We start from the raw sequence: 24451 nt of genomic DNA, 5'->3' as shown, positions 1-24451 counted from the left end.
CTCAGAGACCAAGCCCCGGCGGCAGGCACAACGATCCAAAACACGTCTGCGTTCGCACGGTGACGGGGAGCGGTTCGGCCGTCGCAGGCTTCGCGTACGCGGCCTCCGGAAGCGGCGCCGAACCCCACACCTCGTCACCGGGACCGGCGTTCTCGCTGCAGATCCAGTGGATCAGATAGTCGCCGTCGGGTACCGCCTCGAACACGAACTCCCGCGGTCCCGGCCCGATCACCACGTTCGATCGGTGAAACACCGCCACGGACTCGGGGTTCACGATGTCGTCCGCCGCCCGCAGTCCGCCGAGTCCGCACACGATGTCCGCACCGGTGTCGTTGGTGAGCGTCGTCGTGACGGTGCTCCCGGCCACCGCGGCGGCCAGGGTCACGTCCGGCGGGTCCGCGGCGGCGGGCGCGGCCAGGAACAGGGCGAGGGGGCCTGCGGCGATCAGCGCGACCGCGACCCGGGGCACGAGTGTCATCAGCGGAACCTTCGTTCTCGGCGGTCTCACTCCGGACGTCATCGTATTGATACCCGCCGCGGAGGCCGGTAAACGGCGCGAAGGGACGGACATCGAATCCCGCTCGCCGGACCAGTGCCGCGGCCTACGATTGAATTTCGAGGCCCTGCGGCCGAAGCCCCCCTCGACGTCGCCCAGCCGAACACACCCTTCGGACTCCGACAGTCGGTCTCGCCAGGAGCGAGCACGCCGGCGCGTGAAGCATCGGAGGGATGACATGAGCGGAACACCCGCACTGAAGAAGGCGCTGAGCCAGCGGCAGCTGACGATGATCGCCATCGGCGGCGTGATCGGCGCGGGCCTGTTCGTCGGCTCCGGCGTCGTCATCGGCGACACCGGTCCGGGGGCATTCATCACCTACGCCCTCGCCGGAATCCTGATCATCATGGTCATGCGCATGCTGGCCGAGATGGCCGTGGCCAACCCGTCGACCGGATCGTTCGCCGACTATGCCCGCCGGGCGCTGGGCAATTGGGCCGGCTTCTCCGTCGGCTGGTTGTACTGGTACTTCTGGGTGATCGTCGTCGGCTTCGAGGCCATCGCCGGCGCGACGATCATCCAGTATTGGATCGATATCCCGCTGTGGCTGTCCGCGCTGGTTCTGATGATCCTGATGACGGCGACGAACTTGTTCTCCGTGTCGTCGTTCGGCGAGTTCGAATTCTGGTTCGCCGGCATCAAGGTCGCCGCGATCGTGGTGTTCATCGCGCTGGGCGCACTGTTCGTGCTCGGCGTGTGGCCGAACAAGGCACTCGACTTCTCCAACCTGTGGAGCCACGGCGGGTTCCTCCCGTTCGGTGCCATGGCCGTCACCGTCGGCGTGGTCACGGTGATCTTCTCCATGGTCGGCGCCGAAATCGCGACGATCGCCGCCGCGGAGTCGGCGGATCCGGAGCGGGCGGTGACCAAGGCCGCCAACTCGGTGATCGTGCGGATCGCCGTGTTCTTCGTCGGCTCGACGTTCCTGCTGGCCACCATCCTGCCGTGGGACGACGATCAGATGGCCGCGTCCCCGTTCGTCGCCGCGTTCACCGAGATGGGGATCCCGTACGCCGACGACATCATGAACGCCGTCGTGCTGACGGCGGTGCTGAGCTGCCTCAACTCCGGCATGTACACCGCCTCCCGCATGCTGTTCGTCCTCGCCGCACGCCGGGAAGCACCCGCGCAGCTGGTCAGGGTGACCCGTCGCGGGGTGCCTGCCACCGCGATCCTCGCCTCCTCTGTCGTCGGTTTCCTGTGCGTGATCGCCGCGGCCGTCTCGCCGGACACCATCTTCGCGTTCCTGCTGAACTCCAGCGGCGCGATCATCCTGTTCGTCTACCTGCTCATCGCCGTCTCCCAGATCGTGCTGCGGTACCGCACCCCGGCCTCGGAACTGCGGGTCAAGATGTGGCTGTTCCCGGTGTTGTCGATCATCACCGCCGCCGCGATCGTGGCGATCCTGGTCCAGATGTATCTGCAGGAGGACGTGCGGTCGCAACTCGTGCTGAGCCTGGTGTCGTGGGCGGTCGTCATCGTGCTGTTCCTCGCGAACACCTGGTTCGTGCGCCGGCGGCCCGCCGTCGAGGGGGCCGCCGCGACCACCCGGCCTCACCGCGTGCTGGTGCTGGCCAACCAGACCGTCCAGTCCAAGGAAATGCTCGACGAGCTCCGTCGCATCGACGCGGATCGGGATGCCACCTACTTCGTGGTCGTGCCTGCCAGCCCGATCGAAACCGGAACCGCCGCCACCCACGGCCCGCTCGACGTCGCGGAAGCGACCCGGGAAGTCGCCCGGCAGCGACTCGACGACACGCTGACGACGCTGCGCTCGGAGGACCTCGACGCGGACGGCGAGGTGGGGGACTACCGGCCGCTGCGCGCACTGGCCGCCGGCGTCGAGTCGTTCCATCCGGATCAGATCGTCATCTCCACGCTGCCACCCGAAGAGTCGGTGTGGCACCGGTTCGACGTCGTGGACCGCGCCCGCGCCGAGCACGATGTGCCGGTGACACACGTGGTGGTCAATCCGATCGGCGCAGGGAAATCCGCTCGATGACGATCATCGCCGGATTCAGCTCGAGCCGTCAGGGGACCGCGCCGCTGCACCTGGCGGCACGGATAGCGCGCTGGACCGGGGAGACGGTCGTCGCCGCGGCGATCGTGGAACAGCCGTGGCCGGGGAAGGACGACCCCATCGACCGCGAATACCTGCGCTACGTCACCGCGGAGGCGTCACGGGCACTCGACGGGGTGGTCGGCGGTCTGCCGGGCGACCTGGACATCCCCACCGTCGTCCACCGATCGACCTCGATTCCCACCGGGCTGATCGAACTCGTCGCCACCCACGACGCCACCCTCGTCGTCGTCGGGTCGTCGTCGTCCGGTCTGCTGGGCCGGGTGGCGCTGGGCAGCGTCACCGAACGGCTCGTGCACACCGCGGCAGTGCCCGTCGCGATCGCGCCGCGCGGCTACCCACCGGCGCCCGGACCGATCCGCAGGCTCACCGCCGCCTACGGCGGCGAAGCCGACGTCAACGGCCTCATCGCCGCCACCGCCGAGATGGCCGCACGGTGGCCGGCGACATTGCGGATCGTGTCGTTCACGGTGCGGCCGGTGTCCAGGTTCGGTGGCGCGATCGAGCAATCGACCGAGGATCTCGTCGTCCGGCAGTGGACGCGCCGGACAACCGACGACATCGCCCGGCAACTCGACGCGGTTCGCGCCCGCATCCCGGTTCCCGACGTGGACGTGGAGATCGGCAGCGGCACCGACTGGCGCGCGGCGGTCGAGGCCGTGTCCTGGGAACCCGACGACATGCTGGTGCTGGGGTCGGGAGCCGCCGGACCCGCCGCGCACGTGTTCCTCGGCTCGGCCGCCTCGAAAATTCTGCGGCACGCTCCCGTGCCCGTGATGATCGTGCCGAGACACGCACCGGCGGCATAACCGTCAGCGCTCGGCCACCACCGCCGCGGACGTGGATGCCCGGCGACGCCGGGACGCGGTGATCCGGCGACCGATCACGCCCTGCCGCGGCGCGAACAGATAGACCAGCGCGAAGGCCGCGCCCTGGGACAGCACCACCATGCCGCCGCTGGCGGTGTCGAGGTGATAGCTCAGGTACAGGCCGATGACGGCGCAGGATGCCGAGACCGCCGGGGCGATGATCAGCATCCGATGGAAACTGTCGGTCAGCAGGTACGCCGTCGCCCCGGGAATGATCAGCATGGCCACGACCAGGATGACGCCGACGGCCTGCAGAGCCACCACCGCCGTCAAGGCCAGCAGCCCCAGCAGCGCCGCCCCGAGCAGCCGCGGGTTCAGGCCGATGGCGTGCGCATGGGTGGGATCGAAGGCGTACAGCGTGAAGTCGCGGCGCTTGACGATCAGTGCGATGAACACGAACGCCCCGAGGATCGCGATCTGGACCAGGTCGGACCGGCTGACGCCCAGCAGGTTGCCGAAGATGATGTGGTTCAGATCGGTCTGGCTGGGGGTGACCGAGACCAACACCAGTCCGAGGGCGAACAGTGTGGAGAACACGATGCCGATCGCGGCGTCCTCCTTCACCCGGCTGGTGTCGCGGACCAATCCGATCAGTGCCACGGCCAGGAATCCGAAGATCACCGCGCCGATCGCGAACGGGGCGCCGACGATGTACGCCAGGACCACGCCGGGCAGGACGGCGTGCGAGACCGCATCACCCATCAGCGACCAGCCGATCAGCACCAGCCAGCACGACAGCACCGCACACACCACCGCCGCGATCAGGGTGGTGATCAGCGCGCGGACCATGAAGTCGTAGCGCAGGGGGTCGACGAAGAAATCGATGACGTCCATTGATTCTCAGGTCCTTGTCATCACGTCGAGGCCGAACGCGGCCGCCAGATTCTCCGGTTGCAGCACGACCGCCGGGTCGCCGTGCATCAGCACCGTGCGCAGCAGCAGGATCGCCTCGTCGGCCAGATCGGGTAGCGCATGCAGGTCGTGGGTGGAGACCAGGATCGCCGCGCCCGCGTCGGCGAGTTCACGCAGCAGCGCGGTGATGGTGGCCTCGGAGCGTTTGTCGACCCCGGCGAACGGTTCGTCGAGGAGAAGGATGGTGGCGCCCTGCGCGATTCCCCGGGCGACGAACGTGCGCTTCTTCTGGCCGCCGGACAGTTGCCCGATTTGCCGGTCCGCCAGGTCCGTGAGTTCGACGCGTTCGAGAGCGTGATCGACGGCCTCGCGGTCGGCCTTTCCGGGCCTCCGGGTCGGTCCCATGCGCCCGTACCGGCCGGTCATCACCACGTCCCGCACCGAGAGCGGGAACGTCCAGTCGACGTCCTCGCTCTGCGGGACGTACCCCAGCACCCCGGCCTTGCGCGCCGCGGCCGGCGCCGCGCCGGTGATGCGGACCGCGCCGGTATCGGGTTTGACCGTGCCCATGATCGTCTTGAACAGGGTGGACTTTCCTGAGCCGTTCATGCCGACGAGTCCGCAGACGCGTCCGGGGCGAAGGGCGAGGGAGACCCGGTCGAGCGCGAGGACGTCGCCGTAGTGGACGGTGACGTCCTCGACCTCGACGGCCGGCTGCGCGGTCACGACCGCTGCCCGTTCAGTGCGGAGGTGAGGGTGTCGGCGTCGTGCCGGATCAGATCGAGATACGTCGGCACGGGCCCGTCCGCCTCGGACAGCGAGTCGACGTACAGGGTGCCACCGAACGCGGCGCCGGACGCTTCGACGACCCGTTGCATCGGCGCATCCGACACCGTGGACTCGCAGAACACCGCCGGAACCCGGTTCTGCTTCACGAACTCGATCGTCGACGCGATCTGCTGGGGAGTGGCCTGCTGCTCGGCATTGACCGGCCAGATGTACTTCTCCGTCAGCCCCGCGTCGCGGGCCAGGTACGAGAACGCTCCCTCGCACGTGACCAGCGCCCGTTCGTTGACCGGCAGTGCGCCCAGTTCGGCGACCAACTCGTCCTGCACGGCCTGCAACTGCGCCTTGTACGCGTCGCCGTTGGAGCGGTAGTCGGCGGCATGAGCGGAATCGAGTTCGCTGAACGCGGCGACCATGTTGTCGACGTAGATCTGCACGTTCAGCGGTGACATCCAGGCATGCGGATTCGGTTTGCCCGCATACGCATCTTCGCCGATGGCGATCGGTTCGACGCCCTCACTGACGACCACGTGCTCGACGTCCACCCCGTCGACGAACTGGCCGAACCAGGCCTCCAGGTTCATGCCGTTGTCGAGGATCAGGTCGGCCTGCGCGGCCTTCTTGATATCGCCCGGGGTGGGCTCGTATCCGTGAATTTCCGCGCCCGCCTTGGTGATCGACTCGACGGTCAGGTGCTCGCCGCCGACATTCGCGGCGATGTCGGCGAGCACGGTGAACGTGGTCAGCACCACCGGTTTGTCGTCGGCGGGCCCGTCGCCCTTGCCGCACCCGGACAGCATCAGCGTCGCGGCCAGCGCTGTCAGTACCGCGGCAGCGGTCGCCGGCCGTCGTCGCGCACCCACCTTGAAGGACGTTATTTTCACGTAGCGAATCATAATGTTCGGCTCGCCGAAACCACAAGTGCGGATCTTCGAGCTGCGTGCCGAGCGGGGCGAGATCGCGTCGTTCACGACTGCGCGCCCACGGCGGATGCGACCGTCAGCTCGCCTGCGCGACAGGGGTGTCCGCATCCTCAATACGACGCTCGAGGCTGTGCAGCTGCGCGATCGCATTGCGGGCGGTGATCTGCTGATGCGTGTTGGTCAGTTGCCCGCGCCAGGTGCCGAGGAAGGTCCAGGCCCACGACAACAGGGTGGCGACACGGCTCCGGAACCCGACGACGTAGACCACGTGCACGGCCAGCCACATGATCCACGCAAGGAAGCCGGTCAGCTCGACGCCGCCGATCTTGGCGACCGCGTTGAACCGGGAAATGGTGGCCATCGAGCCCTTGTCGCGGTATCGAAACGGTGGCCGTTCCGGCGCCGGGCGTCCCTTGGCAGCCGGGGCGACCTCGGCGGCGATCCGCTTCGCGGCGTAGCGGCCCCCTTGAATCGCGACCTGGGCGACGCCGGGCAGGCGATCACGCGACATCATGTCGCCGACGACGAACACGTCGGGATGGCCCGGCAGGGTGAGGTCTTCGTCGACGGCGACGCGGCCGGCGCGGTCGAGGGCCGCACCCGACTGGGCGGCGAGCTGCGCGCCGAGTGGGCTCGCCGCCACCCCCGCGGACCAGACCTTGCAGACGGACGCGATGCGGTGCTCGGTGCCCTCCGCATCCCGGACGGTCAGTCCGCCGGCATCGACGTCGGTCACCGACGCACCCAGTCGCACCTCGACACCGAGCTTTTCGAGGGTTTCCGCCGCCTCCGAACCCAGGTTGTCACCGAACGGCGGCAGTACCGCGGAGGCTGCGTCGAGCAGGATGATCCGCGCGTCGCGGGGGTCGAAGTTGGTGTAGGCCCCGACGAGGGTTCGGTGGGCGAGTTCGGCGATCTGACCGGCCATCTCGACGCCGGTGGGCCCGGCACCGACCACCACGAACGTGAGCAGGCGTGCCCGCTCCTGCGGGTCGGCGGTCACTTCCGCCTGCTCGAACGCGCCGAGGATGCGGCCGCGGAGTTCGAGGGCGTCGTCGATGGACTTCATCCCCGGGGCGTGCTCGGCGAAGTGGTCGTTGCCGAAGTACGACTGCTGCGCCCCGGCGGAGACGATGAGGCTGTCGTACCCGGTGACGGTGGACTGCCCGAGGTGTTCGGACGTCACCGTGCGTTCGGTCAGGTCGATGCCGGTGACCTCACCGAGACGGACGGCGGCGTTCGCTTGGTCCTTGAGGATCATCCGCGTCGACGGGGCGATCTCGCCCTCGGAGAGAATGCCGGTGGCCACCTGATACAGGAGAGGCTGGAACAGATGGTGGGTGGTGCGGTCGATCACCGTGACGTCCACGTCCGCGCCGCGGAGGGCCTTGGTCGCGAACAACCCACCGAAGCCGGATCCGATCACCACGACGCGGTGGCGTGCGGGCGGGGACTGGGGGTTGCTCATAGTGAGCCTTTCCGATCACGCTGGGAAGCGACGATCTCGGTATCGGGGCATCTTGCAGCCGTGGACCAGGGGAGTCGGGCGGTGCTCATGGTTCGTGAAGGGCCAGTCGGCGAATTCGGCCGACAGGCACCAATGGTGAACAATCAGCGCACCGAATCCAAGGCGGAAGAAGAAAATTCTCTAGACTGAGCTGATGAAGAAGAATGTTCCGGGCGCACCGTATGCCGAAGGCCCGCGGTCGAATGATGTTCGAGCAGGGGCGCCGATCGACGACATCGACCGGATCCTCCTCGATCAACTCTCGCGGGACGCCCGTACTCCCAACAACGCCCTCGCCGCGCTCGCGGGCATCGCCCCGTCGACCTGCCTGGGTCGGGTGCGCTCCCTGATCGACCGTGGAGTGATCCGCGGCTTCCATGCCGACATCGATCCCGCCACCCTCGGCAGGGATCTGCAGGCGATGATCGCAGTTCGCGTGCAGGCCAATGCAAGACAGCACCTCGGGCAGCTCGCCGAGCAACTCGCCACCCTCGACGACGTGCTGAACGTGTACTTCATCGCCGGCGCCGACGACTACCTCATCCACGTCGCCACCGGCAGCAGTGAGGAGTTGAGGCGTTTCGTCCTCGACCACCTCAGCGCGCACCCTGCGGTCGCCTCGACCGAGACCATCCTGATCTTCGAACATGTGCGCCCGCGGCTCCGGGCGCCTCAGGTCGAGCAATCTTCGGGCCGCTGAGGGGCCTGCGTCCCGGTCAGGCCGCGGTGAGGGCCTTGATGCGGTCGGGCCGGAAACCGGCCCAATGGTCGTCACCGGCCACGACGACGGGCGCCTGCAGGTAGCCGAGAGCCCGCACATAGTCGTGGGCGTCGAGGTCGCGGGTGATGTCGACGACCGTGTAGTCGAGGCCTTCCTTGTCCAGGGCGCGGTAAGTGGCGGTGCATTGCACGCAGGCCGGTTTGGCGTAGATCGTGATGGTCATCGTGCGCTCCGCTCTGTCTGGTGTGTGCCGGCGGGGGACCGGAAGCATATGCGTTCCGGTCCCGGTTCGCCCGGCGAGCGGCGATGGCGGAGCCTCGTGGGCGATTCCCAGCGAGGTCGAGACCCGTCAGCTGGCGGGGTCGTACCCGAACGCTCGCACCTCCTGCGCGCACCGGCAGGCAACTGCGAGCTTCGCGGCCCATTCCAGTGCCGCCTCACGGGACGGCAGTTCCAGTACCGCGTAGCCGCCTTCGAGCTGAGTCGTCTGCGGGTACGTGCCCGCGGTCACCGTTCCGTCCCCGTCGACCATGACCGGTGGAACACTTTCGTCGATGCCACCGCCGAACACCCAGACGCCGGCGTCCTTCGCCTCTTGAACCACCGCGTGCGACGCATCGGACACTGCCTGCAGATCCCCGTCGGGAATGACCATGGCACCACTCGGGAACGAGATCAGGTACTTCGTCATCGCGTCGACTCCTTCTTCGCGTCGGAATAGCGGACTCAGGATAGACACGACATTAGGGGACCACGCCGACAAGCGATTTCAGTCGAACGCAAGTTCGATCATCTGTCACGGTGACGGTTCGGCGGTCGGGCGCAGTGGATGACATCCGATGTTGCGATGCCCGCGTGCACCCAGAATGTCGTGACCGCATCATCGACACCGTCCAGGTTCGTCGGCGACGTCGCGACCGGTCTCGGCCAGGTGGAAGAGCTGTTCGGCTCGGTCCATCTGGTGACCTCGGCCATCAGTTCCGCCACCTGCTCATCCCACTGCTCATCCGAGGCGTGATCCGGCCGGACCAGGAAGAGGTCGATGTCACTGTCGATCGTCATCGTTCCGTTTGCCGCCGACCCGAACACGGCGGCATACCGTGCCCTGCTTGCTCAATCGTTGCAGCACCTTCCGTATCCCCTCTTTCGACTGGCGGTGCAGCACCCGGTGCAACTGGCCGGTCGTGAACCTCGCCTCGGATGCGGCGCCCAGTGCAGCGAGCACGTCACCGTCGAGCGTGGGCCTCACTGTTTCAGGTACTCTCCGCCGCCCCGACTGTCGTTGTCTCGGAATCGGTGGATTCTGTAATCGAAAAGTCATACCCAACAGCGTATTTGGTGCTTTGTTCGATCTTCCGGCTGCGGGATGATGTCGTGGTGCTCGGGTTCGGCGGGGACGTCGTGCATGCCGTTTGCGTGGGGAGTGACCGCCTGGTGGCCGGCGCCGTACGGATCGAGTACCGGCCGGCGGGGCCGCGTCACCGGTGAGCTGCCATTCGGCGAGTCCGGTGTGACGGTCGGCAGGTCGGTCGAAGAAACTCGTGTACCAGGTAACGGCGGCCTCGACGTCGACGACAGAGGCTACTGCGCTGACGTGGCTGGGCTTGATGGTCATTTTCTCCAGTGGACCTGAGTAGTGATCGATCGACCGTCGATTCAACGCCCGGTCCATCCATGTTGTGCGGGCAGCGAGATCGATGTGACGCTCCGTCGGTCCGGGGTGTTCGGCGTGAGGCACGGTGATGCGCGATAGTGGCAGGGGTTCGGACTCGGGCCGCCCACTTCGAGGAGGACTTTGCGGTGTCACTGTCGCTGGCCGTGTTGGCGGACCTGGGCGAGGAGCAGGGCCGGGGCACCGTTGAGTTGGTGTCGCCGCGGGTCCTGATGCGGAGTGTGCGCAGAGTGCCGCGCTCGACGGTGTCATCGGACGGCTGTCGGACCGCTGTGGGCGGTGTGGGTTGACACCGGTCGAGTCTGCGCCGTGGGCGCCTGGGGATGTCGACTGCCTTCGAGGCGTGTGGGGTGGCACGGTCCCGGCTCGGTGCGGTCCGCGCGACCACGCTGTCGTTGTCGCTCGGTCAGCTTCCCCGCCCCCGGTGCCGGACGAGTAATCGAACCGACGCCATATCATCCGCCCGATATCCAGGAGAATGCCGATGCGCAGCTTCGTCCATGTGGTCCTGTTCGCGTGCGCCATTGCGGTCGCGATCGGTGCCTTTCTTCCCGTGGTCGGCGGCATTTCCCCGGGCGACGTCGCGGTGATCGATCTGCGCGACGGCTTCCCTGCCGGAATCACCGTCGAGCAGATCGAGAATCAGGCCGTGACCTTCTACCGGTCGATGACGGTGTTGCTGTTGGGGGCTGCGGCCTTGCTGCTGGTCGCCGCGTGGGTGGGTTCATGTGCGGCCGAGTGGGTGGGGGTGATCGTAGGGATCGGCACCCTCGCGGTGTTCGGGTGGCGGCTCAATGACCGTGTCGGCGACTACCTCCGGGACAACTCCGACACCGTGTTCACCGATCGCTGGGGGTTGTATCTCGCCGGTGGTGGCCTGATCGTCGCGCTGGTGGCGTTACTGGTGCCGAAGGAACGACCGGCGGCGGCGTGATTCGGGCGGTCTGACTCGGTTCACAGGGACTGCACCTGGACCGACGACGTCGCCCACTCCACCCGGGTCGGCGGCCGCACACACCGCGTCGCCGGTCATGTCGTACGCACGGGGTCGAGCCGGGAATCGTGCGGATCGGCTCACAGGTTCCAGAGTCGAAGCAGCGCGGCCCGCAGGCTGGCGGAGACGATGCGGTGGTCGGTGCGCAGCCGGGGGCCCGGGTGCCCGAGGTCGGCGAGCAGTACTTCCGCGTCGGTCACCGCGATCGGCTCCAGGTCGATCCGGGTACGCAGGTGGTGTGCCACCGCTGTGCGTGTGTGGGGGATCGCGATCGGGTCGGAGTCCACGACCGCGGGCGGGTAGAGCCATTCGTTGTCGGCGGTGACCTGGAGCAGGACGTCGCCACGCTGGAGCCGGCCGCGGCCGCGGCCGGCGGGGGTGTCGATGCGGAACCATTCGAGCTGGTATTTCGCCGCCGGACCCGCGGACTTACGGTGGCGGCTGGTGTGGGCTGCGCGCTCGTGTTGTTCCGCGGCGCCGGGCTGGTAGTGGGTGATGTGCCACAGGAACATCCGGGTTACCGGGGTGGGGAGGAAGTCGGGTTCGGCGCGGTTGCGGCCGCCGATCCCGGGCAGGGGTACGGCCCGGCCGATCTGCCAGATGGCGGTGGCGTTGTCGAGGAACACCTGGTCGACCTCGGTGATCTCGTCGATGCCGTCGATGAATGTCCGGACGGCGGCCACGACCTCGGGATCATCGGTGATGACCACGGCCTCATCCGAGATGGTGGAGCTGTGGGAGGCGCCTGCGGAGCCGATGACCGCCCACCTACCGGTGGCGATCACGCCTGTGTGCAGGTTCGGCGACGACAAGACCCGCACCCCGGCGGCCACGTAGTGCGCGAGCGCGGCGGGGGAGGTGGCGTGCGCGCGCACCGCGGCTCGCGAGGCGTTCACGACGAGGACGTCTCCGGCGCGCAGCGGCAGCAGGTCAGGGGCGTCCTGGCCGAGGTAGGCGATCGCGGCGTGCCGAGGTCCGCGCGTGCGGATGGCGCGGGTGATGTGCGGCCAAGGGCTCGGCCCGTGGAAGGTGGTCCCCATACCCGGAAAGAGTAGCGGGATGATCACGGTTAGCTTCTTTGCAGCAGTGTCGGCGGCTTTCCTCCCTCACAAGGTCCGAGGCTCCCGTGGTTGTTCGGCGGAGACGGGGCGAGGCGCGGGTCGGGATTTCGGAATTCGTCCGAGGAGTGGCATCGAGCGTGTGGGACTGGGCTGTAGATGATGCCGACGTTCGAGCTCCTACACGTTCGACGTGATCACCAGGGTGTCGCCCGTCGCGCCTCTGCATGTCCCCAGCGCCTCGATGCACAAGTCGAGGCGTTCCGTAGCCGGCCGCTCGACGCCGGCCCATACACGTTCGTCGCCGCCGACGCCCTCGTCCTCGAGGTTCGCGAGAACGGGCGGGTGGTCAACGTGCATCCCTGGTCGCGGTTGGCGTCAAGGCCGAGCGCTCCGGGAGATACTCGGTGTGGATGTGACCTTGTCCGAGGACGGCGCCGGCTGGCTGGCGTTCTTCCGCCCGCTCGTGGCACGCGGCCTGTCCGGGGTCGGGTTGGTGACCTCCGACGCCCACGCCGGGCTGGTGGCGGCGATCGGCGCGACCCTGCCGGGCGCCTCGTGGCAGAGGTGCCGAACGCATTATTCGACGATCCTCATGGCGGTGACCGGAGAAGGCGTCGTGGCCTTGGGGGTACCGCCCGCTTGCGGGGGAGGGTGAAGGCACTGCTGCACTCGGTCTACGACCAACCCGACGCCGATTCCGTTCATGCTCAATATGATCGGATCATCAACGCACTCTCCGAGAAGCTGCCGAAGGTTGCAGACCACCTCGATGCCGCACGGTCCGACCTGTTGGCGTTCACCGCATTTCCCAAGCAGATCTGGAAACAGATCTGGAGCAACAATCCGCAGGAGCGTCTCGATAAGAAACCCGCCGGAGAACCGATGTGGTCGGGATCTTCCCCGACCGCACCGCGTTGACCCGCCTCGTCGGAGCCGTCCTCGCCGAGCAACACGATGAGTGGATCGAGGGGCTCCGCTATCTCGGTCTCGACGTGCTCGCCCGTTCTCGTTGCGACAACACCACGACCGAACCTGACCAGGAGGTGACACTCGCGGAGCTAACCGCATACCCCCCAAGGGGAGTCACGCGATGAACTCGTACACCACACCCCGGGACTCGACCCGATTCAGCGTGATCCCGCTTGTGTGGAGCGTCCCGATGCGTAGCTGTACCGATCCGCCTCCGGCGGGCGATACACAGCGCAGGAGGTGGTTCCCGTGGATCTTTTGTTCTGGTCTCCGTTCTGGCCTGCGGTGCCCAATTTCCTGGCGTGGTGAAACGCCCTTCTTTCACTAACCGGAGGTGACGACGGTGATTCCGATCCCGCCGTATGGGTTGGGAACCAGCTGGATGGTGTGGACACCCTGGCTGGTGCCCATAGTTCTATGGTGGAACTCTTGGCATTGATCCGGTCGCCTCGGTTCAGCAGATCCAAGCGCGGCGTCGCGGTTGGGTGCGACAAGCCCTGCGCCGTAGACCGATCGGCAAAGCAAATAGGACTGCTCTCACTAGCATCGCGGGGGCTTCGGCAGCCTCTGCCAGACGCGCGACCAGCAACGGATCCGTCCGGCTACGCGCAGCTCGACGCCTGACAGGGGGTGGACCATGTTTCGAACCGCTTCGATGCCCCGCAGCATGACTACTCTCGCCGGGATCGCACTCGCGGCACTGCTGCTCGCGGCTCCGCCGGCGAGCGCAGCCCCGACCGACACGGTCCTGCCGATCCCCTTCGCGGGACTGACCAATGGACCGACTGGATTCACCAACCCGCCGTCCAGTACGTTCATCTCTGTCCTAACTGACCCAGACGAGCCGGGAATCACTCGATTCCGCTGCGGCGCATACCCCTACTGCGATCTAGTCGTCCACTGGCGGAACCTATCGACCGGCGCGAGTGGCGCTGCGGACCTCTTGTACGGACCTTCTCGGGGGGTCGCCCAGACTGGATCCGGGACGGTGGTTGCTGCCTTCACAGCGGGCGGCATGCCCGGTTACCTGGGCACGCCCACCACGCTGCTACCGGGCGCCGGCGTTTGGCCAGTTCCTTAACCTGGATCCGCTGCTCGAGCGATCTGGACCAGGCATCCGCGGCGATCATTGCCGCTCCATTGACCGGATTCTGAGAATGGGCGTGTCTCACAACGTGTGGAGTCGGGCAGTTTTCTGCATCCAAACATGCGTGCACATCTGCGCGTAATAGAGCGTGCGAACTTGCGTGTATCGACTAGGATGGGTTGCAGTGGCGGCCGGCAACACGCGCGGCGGCCAAGGCCAGTGGGGCAAAGGAGTGGGCATGGCGCAGGCCGGAAAACGTGGAGGCCACTCGTCGCGACCGAGTGAGAGAGGCCGAACCTCGAAGCTGCACAACGATGCCCGTGTGTCGGGAGGTAGCCCCGAGGTGGAGCCGTCCATTGCAGGTTTGACGTCGAAGCTCGAGTCCCGCAGGGGTCCGGTGAAGGTGCAGCTGAACACCTGGGTGTTGGCGTCGACGGAGGCCCGGTTGAAGTGGCTGGTGGCGAACCGGCAGTTCACGGTCACCAGCATTGTGGATGTGGCCCTGCAGGAGTTGCTCGACCGCTACGACGTACCACCGGCGGATCCTGATGGCCGGATCGGGGAGCGGTAGAGCGATGAGCCGTCCGTGGGAGCAGATTGCCCTGTTCGACCTGCACGAGCCCTCGACCCCGGATCCTGCCGCCGTCGAGGCCACCGAGAGCGACGCGGAGGAGGCCGCTGTGGCGGAACCGCCGGCACCGACCGTTGCCGTGGAACCGCCGACTGCACCGGCACCCGAGCCCGAGCCGACGGCACCACCGAGTCGGCCGGTGTGGGAGTCGCTGCCGGTGGGTGCCGAGGCCGATGAGCATGCGTTGATCGTGACCGCCGCGGGAACGTACACGCCGTCGGGGCGGGAGTTGACGGGTCCGGTCGATTCGGTGGACAAGCTCGACAAACTCGTGCGCTGGGCTGCTTTGAAGCCGTTGGGTTCGCCTCCGCAGGTGTGGATCGTGGGCCAAGGCGCATGTGAATCCTTGGGGTGGGTGATCGACCCGGGCAGCGAGGACGACTTCGACGACATGGAGGCACTGCGCACCCGCGCCGCCGCCGACCTGACCGCGGTGCTGCAGGCGACGTTGACGCCGATGCTGAGCGCGGGCTGGGAGTTACGGGGAGATCCGGGGCACGTGGTGCACCTGTCCCGCAGCATCGGCAAGTTCACCTCGATGGTCGATGTGGTGATCGAGCCGTACGTGTGGACGTACTGGAACAAGGACTTCGGCTGGAACAACCGGGTCGGGGAGATGGGGATCCTCGGCTCACCCACGGCGGGAACGTATCTCCCCGACGAGGACCTGCCGGCGGCGCGGGAGTTGGGTCGCCGGTTGGCGTGGTCCGCGAAACACCTCGGCGTGCTTCCGGGGCCGACACCGGCGCGGACCGGTGCGGCGATCGTCGACAAGATCAAGCGGGAACGCACCCGGTCGGGCAAGGGCCTGGTGGTGGCGACGGCGGGGCCGGTGCCGCCGCTGGACGGCGCCCCGCGCGGGGACCTCGAACCCGCGGTGGGGTGGACACGCGTCCCGGAGGCCGATGAACTCGACAACGTCCACCGGTTGGTGTCCATCGACCAGCGGGCCGCGTATCTGGCGTCGGCGGGGATGCTGGAATTCGGGTACGGGCAGCCCGCCCATGTGACCGGCGGGGCGGCGGCCGCTGCGGCGGTGGGGGAGAAGGGGGCCCCGTTCGGGCTGTGGCGGGTCACCCTCCCGGCGGCGCAGACGTTGTCGCTGCCGGAGAGGCTGCCGCCCCCGCACCCGCACATGCTCGCCGATCAGCCGGTGCAGACCTGGGTCACTACGGTCAGCCTCGACGCTCTTCGGGAGCCGGTGGCGGATGGGGGGATCGGCGCCGACATCGATGATCTGGATGTCACCGAGGCCTGGGTGTACCCGCAGCAGGGCCGGGTGCTGGACAAGTGGGCGAAGATTTTGCGGGAGGCGCGGAAGGTGTCGGTGGACACCGAGGATGCGGCGACGAAACGGTTCCTCGGGTCCTGCTACAAGGGCTATATCGGGCGGATGGTGAACCCGGACATGTGGACCGCGACCCGGATGGCCCACCATCACCAACCTTTGTGGCGGGCGGCGATCATTGCGCACTGCCGGTGGCGGGGCCGGCGGGTGGCGATGCGGATCGGCCGCGAGCGCGGGCGGTGGCCGATCCGGACGGTCACCGACTCCTGGGTGTATCTGCTCGCCGAGGGGGAGGATATCGCGGATCCGAGTGCGGCGTTGGGGAAGATGTCGGTGGAGAAGGACACCCCCCTCACCGGCACACTGCTGGCCGCGTTGGCGTCGGCTCAGGATGTGCACGAGGTGAATCTGGCGATCCGGGCGGCCTTCGCCGACGACGAGTTCGCCGCCGAGGAAGGGGAGGGGGTGCTCTGATGGCCCTGCACTTGCCGAAGCCGCGCACCACGAAGCCGGCGCAGCAGGCGGTCGGCCTCGATGGCCTCAAGGTGTCGGTCGCCAACGCCGCGACCAGCGGTGTCGAGAAGTCGAAGCAGGTCAAGTCCGGGGGTCTGGCCGGGCTGACCAGTAAGGTGTCGGTCACGCAGCTGCGGAAGGAGCTCGGGAATGAGGGTTTGCGGCAGGCGGCGATCGATGCCGGCCGCACACCCCCATCCGCTCGCACACTGCGCCGGTGGGCGCAGCAGGGGCGGATCCCGCACGCGGATGTGCTCGAGCGTGCGCAGCGGCGTGCGGCGATCGAACGCCTCGGTGGCGTCGATGCGGTGGCGGCGATGATCGGGCGGTCCCGCTCCGCGGTGTCGCGGTACCGGTCGGGGGAGACGAACGAGTTGCGTGCGGATGCGAGCAAGAAACTGAAAACCGTGAGGGCACAGGACATCATGAAGCGGGCGGGGGTGTTGCGGCCGGACGGCACCCCGAAACGGGCGGTGATCCGGGTCAGGGGTGGTGTGATGGTGCGTAACGGGGCCGACGAGGGGTACGACTACCGGGTCCGGACCCTGGATTTCGCGAACTCGGACACCCCGTTCAGCAGCGATGAGTCCCGTGAACTCGCGGCCGCGTTGGCCAATGATGATCACGCCCGGGTCGTGGCGTTGCTGGAGCGGCACGCCACCCTCGACTACCCGGAGAACAAGGGTTTCGACAGGTACAGCGACCAGTTCGGGTTCCACTTCGACCACATCGATTCGGTCCACATCGACTGGATCTGATCACAAGAAACGTCCCGTTTCCGCAGGCCAAGTCATGCAAGCACATTCACGATTTGCCGGCTACCCCGAGAGTGCGGACGCAGCAGGCGACGTTGCGTCCGGGACCTGCAGGCGCCCAGGCCTTTCGCACCATCAAGCTCGAATCCCCGCTTCAAGAACTGGCTTCCGCGCAGCTGCACTGTCGGTGCACGCCGTAGTCCCACGCTTCCGTTTCGACCATCGAGCAGACCTCCGGCGCGCACCGCCGCACCGGAGGTCGTTCCGGCAGAAAGGGTGCGAACTGCCACCGGCATTGTCGGAGGAGAGGCGGCCGCCCGTATCGCCGGGGCGGTAAACCGCGTCCCGTTCCGAGGCGTCCGGCGGACGGACACGTCGGCGTGGCGGCGGTTCGAACGGTGGCGCACGGCGCCCAGTGCAAGGCGTTGCCATCGCACCCGGTGACCGCCGCCGCGTATCTGGTCGACGTCGCCACCTACGACATGGGCGGGGAGCGGGCCTACGCCCCGGTCGCTCTGGCCCGGCGGGTGGAGGCGATCGGCTTTCACCACCGCATCACCGGTCGCTGCGCTCTGGCTCCACCCGTCCCGTGCGGGAGTGCTGTTGCACCCAGCCCGCTGGGCTCCCTGATTTCCCGTGTCACGTGACCAACCCTCGAGAGGAGGACAAGCATCAGTACAGCCGAATGGTCTTTTTCTTTGGGATGGCCGCACGCCTCGAAGTCGTTCCGTGGAAACGATGCCCGCAAAAGCGAGAACGCGTGCGGACTACCACGATGGTCGCGGTCGTCCGGTCCGCGACTCTCGCTGAGCACTGGTAGCGTTCGTCCAGCTAATCGGGGTGGGTAGATTCGTTGGTCGTTTTCTCGCTCACGGGGGCAGGGAAGGTGTTTCAGTGTCTCAACAGGCCAGGGCTGTGGCGACGAGAGCGCAAATCGTGCTCGGAGCGGCGGAGACGTTCGAGAAGCAGGGTTACGTCGGAGCCAGCGTCGGAACGATCATCGAGAACGCCGGCCTCACCAAGGGCGCTCTGTATTTTCATTTCCGGTCGAAGGACGAGTTGGCGCGGCACATCGTCGCCGAGCAGCATGCCATCTCCATCGCCTCGGTCGAGGCGATCGGCCGCGAACAAGCTTCGGCGATCGAGCAGATTGTGATGCTCTGCCATGAGATGGCCCGGCAGATCGTGCACGACCCGATCGTCCGCGCCGGTATCCGGATCACCCTCGAACTCAGTGCCGACGAGCAGGGCCCCACCGATCCGTACCTGGACTGGATCAATACGTGCGAGCAGTTGGCGCGGCGCGCCATCGCTCAGGGCGACCTCAAGTCCGACATCGATCCGCCGAGGTTCGCCCGGTTCGTGATCGGTGCCTTCACCGGTGTCCAAACGGTCTCGCAGGTGCTCGCGCACCGCACCGACCTGGAACAGCGGGTCGACGACATGTGGATGTTCCTGCTGCCCGGGATCATGCCTACAGGCCGGCATCCGGACATCGAGCGGATCCGCAAGGCCCGCAGCGTCGGCGCACCCGGTGTCGGTGCCGGGCAGGTGGCGGCACGGCGCTGAGCAGCTCAGCGGCGGGCCAGCCGTACGCATCCCGTGGTGACGTCGACGCCGGCCTGCCGGATCACCGCCCGCACCGACAGCGGATCCCCGTCGAGGGCCCGGACACGGACGGTGGCGCGCTGGTCGAGTTCGGCGAAGCGGTGGAACACCGCGTCGAACGACTCCAGGTGAGCGTCCGGAACCTGGAGGGCCGCGACCGCGCCCTGGCGCAGCGCCTCCAGGAGCAGCATCCCGGGCAGATGATCGAGCGGATGGTCGAACAACACCGGGTGGGTCACGTCGACCCGCAACTCCCACTCGCCCGGCGCGCACTGCCGGCCGAGAACCACGTGCTGGTCGTCGACGTGCCCCACCATCGCGGGCGGTGTGGCGGTGCCGCACCGCGCCGGGCCGGGGGTCCGCGGGCCGGCGGTGCCCCACCGTGCCCTCGTGTAGGCGGACGGCGGGAGGGCAGCGGCGACACCGGATGCCGATCCGATCTCCCGGCCCGCCAGCCAGAACCGCAGCTCAACCCGGAAACTCGACAGCACCTCACCGCGGTACACCAGATCGGACAGTGTGGCGGTCGCCGTCACGTCCGCGGCCGCCGCCCCGACCTCCAAGGCGTCGAGGTGCGCGCGGACGTGCAGGTCTTGCATGATGAATCGCCGGTTCAGCGGCACCCGGTATCGCGAGTGGGCGAGGTAGATCGCCGCTTGCCTCAGTGTTTCCCCCAGCAGCATCGGGTCGTACAGGCCGTCCCGTGCGCGGTAGAAGCCGTGCAGTCGCGGCCACTGCGCTGCGACGGCGAACCCGTTCGGCTCAGCGAGCTCGACGCAATCGGTGAGGAAGACCTCGGCGACCGCCTGGCGGTGCACATAGCGGCGGGTCACCGGTCGCTCGAAAGACAGGGCGGGAAGTGCCTCACGCAGCGGTTGGCATGCTCGCGTCACGTACCCCTCCACGGAAACCGACCGGTCCTATATGCCGGGATGTCGAACTATAGAACTGGAGTCGGACAAACCGGTCAGCCGGGTGGCGTCCCGCGGCGAGCCCGCGAAACCACTGCGGAGTGGGGCACGGTTTGGGAGGGAATGACGGCCGAATCCTTCCCCTCGCCGACACGCCGCGAAAGTGTCATTCACCGACCCCAGGAAGGCCTGGGTAGGAAGGGCGGCAGCGCGACAAATACCGTATCGCCGTGCGACTTCCGTCCTGTGGGGGAGGACCGGCCGCAGCGCTCGGCCGGACGACGGCGATCAGCCGTTTCTAGTTGGTCTCGCACCGCCCACCGCCACACGAAACCATGGCAATCTCTGCATGAGATCTACGTAGACGCTTAGATGAGTGTTGCGTTGTACTTTGCGAGATGGGATCTGACCAGCTCCAACCCGGCTCGGTCATCGAGCGCGATCGGGCCCCGGGACACCGTCATCAGATCAGGCAGCCCCACACCGGCATTGGGCTTGATTGCCATCACGACGGAGAACCTGTCCTCGTCATTGCGTGCCCGGTACTTGATCCCGAGAACCCCGTCGGTCCCGTGCAGGATGGCTGCCGCCCAGTCCCGGGTGGTCCGGTAGTCGACGGGATCGCACTTCGTCAGCCAGCTGTCCTGACCGATCGCCGCCAGATGTGAGCCGTGCACCAGTGCGACCGGGACATCGTCGGTGACGGTGACCTGGGACAGGACCCGACCGGCCAGCTTGGCCTTCCGCAGGATCCTCGGAACGTGATCATCCAACGGCAACGACCGACAGTAGGTCTCCGCGATGCAGGTGGAGACGTCCTCCCCGAAATAGCTGTAGTGGTACGACCCGTCGGAGGAGTCGAACCGTCCGCCTCCCGCTCCCGCCGGGGTCGGATTCAGGGTCAGGACACCCCGGCTCGGGTCGCCGGAGTGGATGCGCCAGAGCTTGGTTCCCGCGGTGAGCGACCCGACGTGCGCGGTCACCGAGGCCGGCGGTGGGCGGTTAGGCAAGGTCGTCGGCGATCTCGGCTCGCAGCAACGCGCGCACGGCGGTGAACGATCCCTCGCCGAGCAGTTGGACCGGGGATTTGCGGTCTTCGGCCGACGGGTTCGGCGAGAGCCACCACGACGCGACTCCCCACGGATCGTCCCGGGCACCGAGAGCCACGTTGCCTTCCCGCACTACCTGATTCGCCTCGCCCGGCAGGGAGAACTGAAACTCCGGATACCGGAACTTCCCGGCCCGCTTGAGTCCGATGACCTCGCCTTTGGCGCTGAGCTTGCGGAGCGCATCGCTGGGATTGGCCCAGTTCTTGTCGTAGTTGTCGGCGACCTCTTTGGCGGAGAGATGCGGGAACGACAGGATGCGTTCGACGGCGTCGCTGAGCACCGTCTTCTCGTCGAGGATGTCGTCCGATTCGATGAGCTCGAGGATCGGGTCGTCCCGATCGATCCGTCCGGCCAGCATGATGTGGGTGACCCTGTCGGCGACCAGCCGCATGCTCGGCCTCTTGTACAGCTCGGCTCGCATCCGGGCGATGAACTCGTGGTCGCTCAGGCTGCGCTGCTGTTGCGAATCGGACTCGTGGCTGGGGCCCGCGGTCTTGTGCTCCATGTCCCCTCCTCGGTGCCCGGGCAGGTACCCTCAACCCTCTTCTATATAGAAGTCTACCGTAGATTGGCGTTGGAGGGCAGCTGTGGGCGCTTGCGGGGGTCCGTGCGACAGATACGTGACCAGGGGGAACGATCCGCCCCGGTGAGAGACAAATCGTCGAACGGGAGCGTCGACTGGGACATCGAGGATGGGGGTGGGTCCCGCAAACTGGGCCAGCCGTCGCTGATCGATGTCTCGGCGATCCATCGCACCGCTCGCGACGCCCACGCCCACGCGCTCTCGGAGTTGCGAGAACTGGCGGCCGGCAACGCCCGCATGAACCCCCGAGCACGGCTGGGTGCCCTGCCGCTGACAATCCGCGGCCCGGATCCTCCACAGGATCAGGCCCGCCAGCTCGGTCTCGGCAACACGTCCGAGGCCCTCGGCATACTCACACCACAGCAACCCCAACCAAATACCGAGAGAAGCATCGCCATGATCAGTTGGACCCTCACCATCGCCGCCGAAGACGGCACGATCACCCAGACCGGTGCCGCCCTCGACCTCCGCACTGCAGCAACCGAACTCATCGACGCCAGAGCCTCCATCATCGAGTCCGCTGCCGCACACCGGCCGGTCTACCCGCTCACCCTCGACGGCGACTGGCTCACCTCGATCGCCACGGGCGACACCCCCCGCCGGTGCACCCGACCGCGACCTCGCCCTCGACCGGCTCGCCGACATCGAAAACGAGCTCGTCGGCCGCGACCGCGTTCCCGGCGCGAACTCACCGGCACCACGAGCCGTACACGCGCGGGCGCGGGCGAGCGCGGACAAGTTGGCAGCGGTGTCCCGGCTGCCCGGCCGACGCACGGAAGAAGAACCAGAGCGGTCTCCGGCCGCCCTCGCGGCCACGGCGATTTCGTGACCCGGTAGGCCGACCAGGGGTTTCTTCGAGGTTCACCGTGAACTTCGCCGTGGCCTCAGCGAATATCGCGGCGTTGCGTTCCCGATCCGACACCACCACCGGCGCCCGATGGGAACGCGCCACGTCTCGCCGCCGGGGTAGTACGTGTCCGCTGCGCTCGGCGCGTCGACGCGAGTGTCGGTGCGAGCGGGGGACAGGCCTGCCGCGGTAGTTTGGTCGGCGCCGCTCGCTCCCGGTCTTGGGCGGCCTCGACCCCGTCGGCCGGTGCTGAATCCGATCGACGACGCGCATCGCACGGTGGAGGTCACCACGATCTGCCACCGCGCGGATGCTTATCGGTCCTCGTCCTGACCGCAAGGATCGACCCGGACCCTGGCGAAAGTCAGCGGCGTCGAGCGCGAGTCACGATCCCGCGGCGGTGTGTGCAGCTCCGGCTTTTCGGTGGCACTACCGCAGTTCGCTGGTGACCGGGCAATCCGTTACGGCACCCATCACTGCTTCTGCCAGTTCACACGCCGGCCCGGTCGAGGCGTTCGATGAGGCGTGGTTTGCGCGCGTGTGTGTGACGTAACGCCTGGCTGCGCTGGGTGAAGGTGTCACGTCGGCCGTCGCGGTCCGCGAGCGCCTGCAGATCGGTGAGCAGCGCGGCGGCGGCGTCGTACTCGCTGGGCTTCCGGGTGGCGATCATCGCGTCGATCCGCGACCACACAGCCTCCTCGTCGTGGGCCAACTCGTCTATTCGTTTCTCGCGGGCGAGGGAGCGCTCCTTGGCCCGGCGGGCTTGCTGCTCGGCCCGCCGGGCGGCCTCCTGGCGCTCGCGGTCGGCCCGGCGACGCGCTGCGGCGTCGAGAAGGTCGGCCACGGTTCGGCGAGGCGACGCTGGGGTGGGTGTGCGGTGCTCGCCATGGAAGCGGCGCAGCATCTCCGCCCGGACGGTCAGGGCGGCGTGGTCTTCGGCGATCCGCAGCAGGAGCCGGTCCTTCTCGGCAACGGGCAGGTCCTGCACCCAGGCGGCGAGTTCGCCGGGGACGTCGGTGGTCTCGGCGAGTGGTGCGCTGGTGTGGGCCGCGATGGAGAGCAGGTCGTCGTCGACGCGGAGGAAGTCGGCCAGGGCGCGCTGCGCCGCGGTGAGCGTGGCCAATCCGGGTGGCACAGGTGGCTCGAGTTCATCAGCGTCGTGGTCGACGGAGGATTCGCTGGCCTCCCGGTCGCTGTAGCCGGCCAGCCAGGCGAGATGGAGCGGCCGGAGATCGCCCGCGGCGAGTTCGGTGCGGACTCCGACGATGGCGGACATCGGTGCGACGGCGTCAGGATCGAAGTCGCTGGCCTCGTCCTCGCTGGTCAGGTCGAGTACAAGGTATTCGCCTGTGGTCCAGGCTATTACCTGGTCGCCGACGCTATAGTCCCGGGCGACGTCGATGTCGAGCAGGCCGCGGGGTAGGCGGAGCATGATCCGGTGTGTTCCCCAGTTCGCCAGATACAGGTGCGCGTCGTAGAAGCGCTCCATCATCCGGTTCGGATCGCCCCGAAAGTTGCCCCAGTGGTACTCGTTGACGAAGCTGGTGGCCGTGATCCGCGCGCGAGTGGACAGTGAACGGACCTCGGCCAGTTGGCGATCGTCCAGCGGCCGGTCGACGGCGAGGAACTCGTAATACTGGTACTCACTCATCGCCGATCCTGCCGATCGGCACTAACAAAGGGCTCCGCCCGGAAGCCCGAGTCGTCTCCGAGATGGATGAACAGGTGCCCTTGGAGGGTTGCGTCATCCAGCAGAGCGGCCCAACCGCGTCCGCTGACCTGGTCACCTTCGTCGTCACCGTCCCAGCTGAACTCCACTACGGTGTGGTCGTCGCGTTCGGTGGTGCGGCAGTCCATCCAGCCCCGGACAGCGATGAAGCCGAACTCGCCGGTCCCGTCGTCGGCGAACTCGATGAAACCAGGTTCGACGAGGTCGATGGCGTCGCGGTCCCACATGTCCATCTCCACGATTCGCCATCGACCGGTTGGGCGTCTCACGGGTCCTCCCATTACTTGTCGGCACGTGCGGTGTCAGGGTAGCCACCGCAGGGACCGGTGCCACGCGTCGGGGCTGCGCCAACCGGTGGCCCCTTACTTGCTGGCCCGCTCCGCGCGGGCCCGCCGCGCCG

The 24451-nt window shown here is 67.5% G+C and carries 23 protein-coding genes and 2 pseudogenes; 11 read left to right on the top strand and 14 right to left on the bottom strand.

Going from position 1 to position 24451, the window contains the following annotated elements; genetic code table 11:
• Nucleotide 1 precedes the first annotated feature (1 nt).
• Nucleotides 2–478: a hypothetical protein gene (locus CJ179_RS01915; RefSeq protein ID WP_095860572.1), complete on the bottom strand. Its 477-nt coding sequence runs from the start codon at nucleotides 476–478 to the stop codon at nucleotides 2–4.
• A gap of 256 nt (nucleotides 479–734) precedes the next feature.
• On the opposite strand from CJ179_RS01915, the gene CJ179_RS01910 reads away from it, so the two are divergent.
• Nucleotides 735–2558 carry an amino acid permease gene (locus tag CJ179_RS01910; RefSeq protein ID WP_095860571.1) on the top strand — a complete coding sequence of 608 codons (1824 nt, stop codon included), beginning with the start codon at nucleotides 735–737 and terminating at the stop codon, nucleotides 2556–2558.
• On the top strand, nucleotides 2555–3445 hold the full coding sequence (locus CJ179_RS01905) for a universal stress protein (protein ID WP_095860570.1): 891 nt from the start codon (nucleotides 2555–2557) through the stop codon (nucleotides 3443–3445). The genes CJ179_RS01910 and CJ179_RS01905 overlap by 4 nt, the downstream gene beginning before the upstream one ends.
• Before the next feature lie 3 nt (nucleotides 3446–3448).
• Here the strand turns inward: CJ179_RS01905 and CJ179_RS01900 are convergent, their stop codons facing one another.
• From CJ179_RS01900 to CJ179_RS01885, 4 genes are all read right to left on the bottom strand, one after another.
• On the bottom strand, nucleotides 3449–4339 hold the full coding sequence (locus CJ179_RS01900; protein ID WP_095860569.1) for a metal ABC transporter permease: 891 nt from the start codon (nucleotides 4337–4339) through the stop codon (nucleotides 3449–3451).
• A 6-nt stretch (nucleotides 4340–4345) separates the two neighbouring features.
• Complete coding sequence (locus CJ179_RS01895; protein WP_095860568.1) at nucleotides 4346–5083, bottom strand: metal ABC transporter ATP-binding protein; 738 nt, start codon at nucleotides 5081–5083, stop codon at nucleotides 4346–4348.
• Nucleotides 5080–6006 carry a metal ABC transporter substrate-binding protein gene (locus CJ179_RS01890; protein WP_306454234.1) on the bottom strand — a complete coding sequence of 309 codons (927 nt, stop codon included), beginning with the start codon at nucleotides 6004–6006 and terminating at the stop codon, nucleotides 5080–5082. Before CJ179_RS01890 ends, CJ179_RS01895 begins: the two co-directional genes overlap by 4 nt.
• Nucleotides 6007–6142: 136 nt before the next feature.
• Nucleotides 6143–7534 (bottom strand): NAD(P)/FAD-dependent oxidoreductase, encoded by a 1392-nt coding sequence (locus CJ179_RS01885; protein WP_095860567.1) that lies wholly within the window; start codon nucleotides 7532–7534, stop codon nucleotides 6143–6145.
• A gap of 193 nt (nucleotides 7535–7727) precedes the next feature.
• Between CJ179_RS01885 and CJ179_RS01880 the strand changes: the two genes are divergently transcribed.
• Nucleotides 7728–8273 (top strand): Lrp/AsnC family transcriptional regulator, encoded by a 546-nt coding sequence (locus CJ179_RS01880; protein ID WP_095860566.1) that lies wholly within the window; start codon nucleotides 7728–7730, stop codon nucleotides 8271–8273.
• A gap of 16 nt (nucleotides 8274–8289) precedes the next feature.
• Here the strand turns inward: CJ179_RS01880 and nrdH are convergent, their stop codons facing one another.
• The 3 genes and pseudogenes from nrdH to CJ179_RS01865 form a co-directional block, all read right to left on the bottom strand.
• Nucleotides 8290–8517: a glutaredoxin-like protein NrdH gene (gene nrdH, locus CJ179_RS01875; RefSeq protein WP_095860565.1), complete on the bottom strand. Its 228-nt coding sequence runs from the start codon at nucleotides 8515–8517 to the stop codon at nucleotides 8290–8292.
• Between the two features lie 126 nt (nucleotides 8518–8643).
• Nucleotides 8644–8985, bottom strand: coding sequence for a YciI family protein (locus CJ179_RS01870; protein ID WP_072941977.1), 342 nt, complete (start codon nucleotides 8983–8985; stop codon nucleotides 8644–8646).
• Between the two features lie 260 nt (nucleotides 8986–9245).
• Nucleotides 9246–9519 (bottom strand): annotated as a pseudogene (locus CJ179_RS01865) (nucleotidyltransferase domain-containing protein); the annotation flags it as partial.
• 931 nt (nucleotides 9520–10450) lie between these two features.
• Here CJ179_RS01865 and CJ179_RS01850 point away from each other — a divergent pair.
• Nucleotides 10451–10900 carry a hypothetical protein gene (locus tag CJ179_RS01850; protein ID WP_072942435.1) on the top strand — a complete coding sequence of 150 codons (450 nt, stop codon included), beginning with the start codon at nucleotides 10451–10453 and terminating at the stop codon, nucleotides 10898–10900.
• Nucleotides 10901–11040: 140 nt separating this feature from the next.
• Here the strand turns inward: CJ179_RS01850 and CJ179_RS01845 are convergent, their stop codons facing one another.
• Nucleotides 11041–12000, bottom strand: coding sequence for a hypothetical protein (locus tag CJ179_RS01845; RefSeq protein ID WP_095860563.1), 960 nt, complete (start codon nucleotides 11998–12000; stop codon nucleotides 11041–11043).
• Nucleotides 12001–12234: 234 nt separating this feature from the next.
• On the opposite strand from CJ179_RS01845, the pseudogene CJ179_RS01840 reads away from it, so the two are divergent.
• The 6 genes and pseudogenes from CJ179_RS01840 to CJ179_RS01815 form a co-directional block, all read left to right on the top strand.
• Nucleotides 12235–13115 (top strand): annotated as a pseudogene (locus CJ179_RS01840) (IS256 family transposase); the annotation flags it as partial.
• A gap of 1284 nt (nucleotides 13116–14399) precedes the next feature.
• Nucleotides 14400–14648, top strand: a complete 249-nt coding sequence (locus CJ179_RS01835; protein ID WP_257015253.1) for a hypothetical protein — start codon at nucleotides 14400–14402, stop codon at nucleotides 14646–14648.
• 4 nt (nucleotides 14649–14652) lie between these two features.
• Nucleotides 14653–16470 carry a hypothetical protein gene (locus CJ179_RS01830; protein WP_095860562.1) on the top strand — a complete coding sequence of 606 codons (1818 nt, stop codon included), beginning with the start codon at nucleotides 14653–14655 and terminating at the stop codon, nucleotides 16468–16470.
• Complete coding sequence (locus CJ179_RS01825; RefSeq protein ID WP_095860561.1) at nucleotides 16470–17267, top strand: hypothetical protein; 798 nt, start codon at nucleotides 16470–16472, stop codon at nucleotides 17265–17267. Before CJ179_RS01830 ends, CJ179_RS01825 begins: the two co-directional genes overlap by 1 nt.
• Nucleotides 17268–17644: 377 nt before the next feature.
• The gene (locus CJ179_RS01820) at nucleotides 17645–17911 is read left to right on the top strand and encodes a hypothetical protein (protein ID WP_143548867.1); all 267 of its coding nucleotides are present in this window, start codon (nucleotides 17645–17647) and stop codon (nucleotides 17909–17911) included.
• Nucleotides 17912–18158: 247 nt separating this feature from the next.
• Nucleotides 18159–18833 carry a ScbR family autoregulator-binding transcription factor gene (locus CJ179_RS01815; protein WP_095860559.1) on the top strand — a complete coding sequence of 225 codons (675 nt, stop codon included), beginning with the start codon at nucleotides 18159–18161 and terminating at the stop codon, nucleotides 18831–18833.
• Between the two features lie 5 nt (nucleotides 18834–18838).
• Here CJ179_RS01815 and CJ179_RS01810 read toward each other — a convergent pair whose 3' ends face one another.
• The 3 genes from CJ179_RS01810 to CJ179_RS01800 form a co-directional block, all read right to left on the bottom strand.
• Nucleotides 18839–19765, bottom strand: a complete 927-nt coding sequence (locus CJ179_RS01810) for a ScbA/BarX family gamma-butyrolactone biosynthesis protein (RefSeq protein ID WP_095861031.1) — start codon at nucleotides 19763–19765, stop codon at nucleotides 18839–18841.
• A gap of 386 nt (nucleotides 19766–20151) precedes the next feature.
• Nucleotides 20152–20766: an RES family NAD+ phosphorylase gene (locus CJ179_RS01805; RefSeq protein WP_257015252.1), complete on the bottom strand. Its 615-nt coding sequence runs from the start codon at nucleotides 20764–20766 to the stop codon at nucleotides 20152–20154.
• 19 nt (nucleotides 20767–20785) lie between these two features.
• Nucleotides 20786–21397 (bottom strand): hypothetical protein, encoded by a 612-nt coding sequence (locus CJ179_RS01800; protein WP_095860557.1) that lies wholly within the window; start codon nucleotides 21395–21397, stop codon nucleotides 20786–20788.
• 141 nt (nucleotides 21398–21538) lie between these two features.
• On the opposite strand from CJ179_RS01800, the gene CJ179_RS01795 reads away from it, so the two are divergent.
• Nucleotides 21539–22312, top strand: a complete 774-nt coding sequence (locus tag CJ179_RS01795; protein ID WP_095860556.1) for a hypothetical protein — start codon at nucleotides 21539–21541, stop codon at nucleotides 22310–22312.
• Between the two features lie 500 nt (nucleotides 22313–22812).
• Here the strand turns inward: CJ179_RS01795 and CJ179_RS01790 are convergent, their stop codons facing one another.
• Both CJ179_RS01790 and CJ179_RS01785 read right to left on the bottom strand, forming a co-directional pair.
• Nucleotides 22813–23973: a hypothetical protein gene (locus CJ179_RS01790; RefSeq protein WP_095860555.1), complete on the bottom strand. Its 1161-nt coding sequence runs from the start codon at nucleotides 23971–23973 to the stop codon at nucleotides 22813–22815.
• A complete protein-coding gene (locus CJ179_RS01785; RefSeq protein WP_095861030.1) occupies nucleotides 23970–24320 on the bottom strand; it encodes a hypothetical protein in 351 nt (116 codons plus the stop codon). The genes CJ179_RS01790 and CJ179_RS01785 overlap by 4 nt, the downstream gene beginning before the upstream one ends.
• Between the last annotated feature and the right edge of the window lie 131 nt (nucleotides 24321–24451).

Source organism: Rhodococcus sp. ACS1 (assembly GCF_002300155.1).
In the GTDB taxonomy this organism is placed as follows: Bacteria; Actinomycetota; Actinomycetes; order Mycobacteriales; family Mycobacteriaceae; genus Rhodococcus_F; species Rhodococcus_F koreensis.
This window is presented reverse-complemented; position numbering and strand designations above follow the sequence as displayed.

What these genes read in the sequence shown, in the direction of transcription:
- CJ179_RS01830 (WP_095860562.1), top strand. Translation starts at nt 14,653, where the DNA reads ATGAGCCGTCCGTGGGAGCAGATTGCCCTGTTCGACCTGCACGAGCCC.
- CJ179_RS01910 (WP_095860571.1), top strand. Translation starts at nt 735, where the DNA reads ATGAGCGGAACACCCGCACTGAAGAAGGCGCTGAGCCAGCGGCAGCTG.
- CJ179_RS01845 (WP_095860563.1), bottom strand. Translation starts at nt 12,000, where the DNA reads ATGGGGACCACCTTCCACGGGCCGAGCCCTTGGCCGCACATCACCCGC.
- CJ179_RS01850 (WP_072942435.1), top strand. Translation starts at nt 10,451, where the DNA reads ATGCGCAGCTTCGTCCATGTGGTCCTGTTCGCGTGCGCCATTGCGGTC.
- CJ179_RS01905 (WP_095860570.1), top strand. Translation starts at nt 2,555, where the DNA reads ATGACGATCATCGCCGGATTCAGCTCGAGCCGTCAGGGGACCGCGCCG.
- CJ179_RS01825 (WP_095860561.1), top strand. Translation starts at nt 16,470, where the DNA reads ATGGCCCTGCACTTGCCGAAGCCGCGCACCACGAAGCCGGCGCAGCAG.
- nrdH (WP_095860565.1), bottom strand. Translation starts at nt 8,517, where the DNA reads ATGACCATCACGATCTACGCCAAACCGGCCTGCGTGCAATGCACCGCC.
- CJ179_RS01915 (WP_095860572.1), bottom strand. Translation starts at nt 478, where the DNA reads ATGACACTCGTGCCCCGGGTCGCGGTCGCGCTGATCGCCGCAGGCCCC.
- CJ179_RS01800 (WP_095860557.1), bottom strand. Translation starts at nt 21,397, where the DNA reads ATGGAGCACAAGACCGCGGGCCCCAGCCACGAGTCCGATTCGCAACAG.
- CJ179_RS01790 (WP_095860555.1), bottom strand. Translation starts at nt 23,973, where the DNA reads ATGAGTGAGTACCAGTATTACGAGTTCCTCGCCGTCGACCGGCCGCTG.
- CJ179_RS01900 (WP_095860569.1), bottom strand. Translation starts at nt 4,339, where the DNA reads ATGGACGTCATCGATTTCTTCGTCGACCCCCTGCGCTACGACTTCATG.
- CJ179_RS01870 (WP_072941977.1), bottom strand. Translation starts at nt 8,985, where the DNA reads ATGACGAAGTACCTGATCTCGTTCCCGAGTGGTGCCATGGTCATTCCC.
- CJ179_RS01885 (WP_095860567.1), bottom strand. Translation starts at nt 7,534, where the DNA reads ATGAGCAACCCCCAGTCCCCGCCCGCACGCCACCGCGTCGTGGTGATC.
- CJ179_RS01880 (WP_095860566.1), top strand. Translation starts at nt 7,728, where the DNA reads ATGAAGAAGAATGTTCCGGGCGCACCGTATGCCGAAGGCCCGCGGTCG.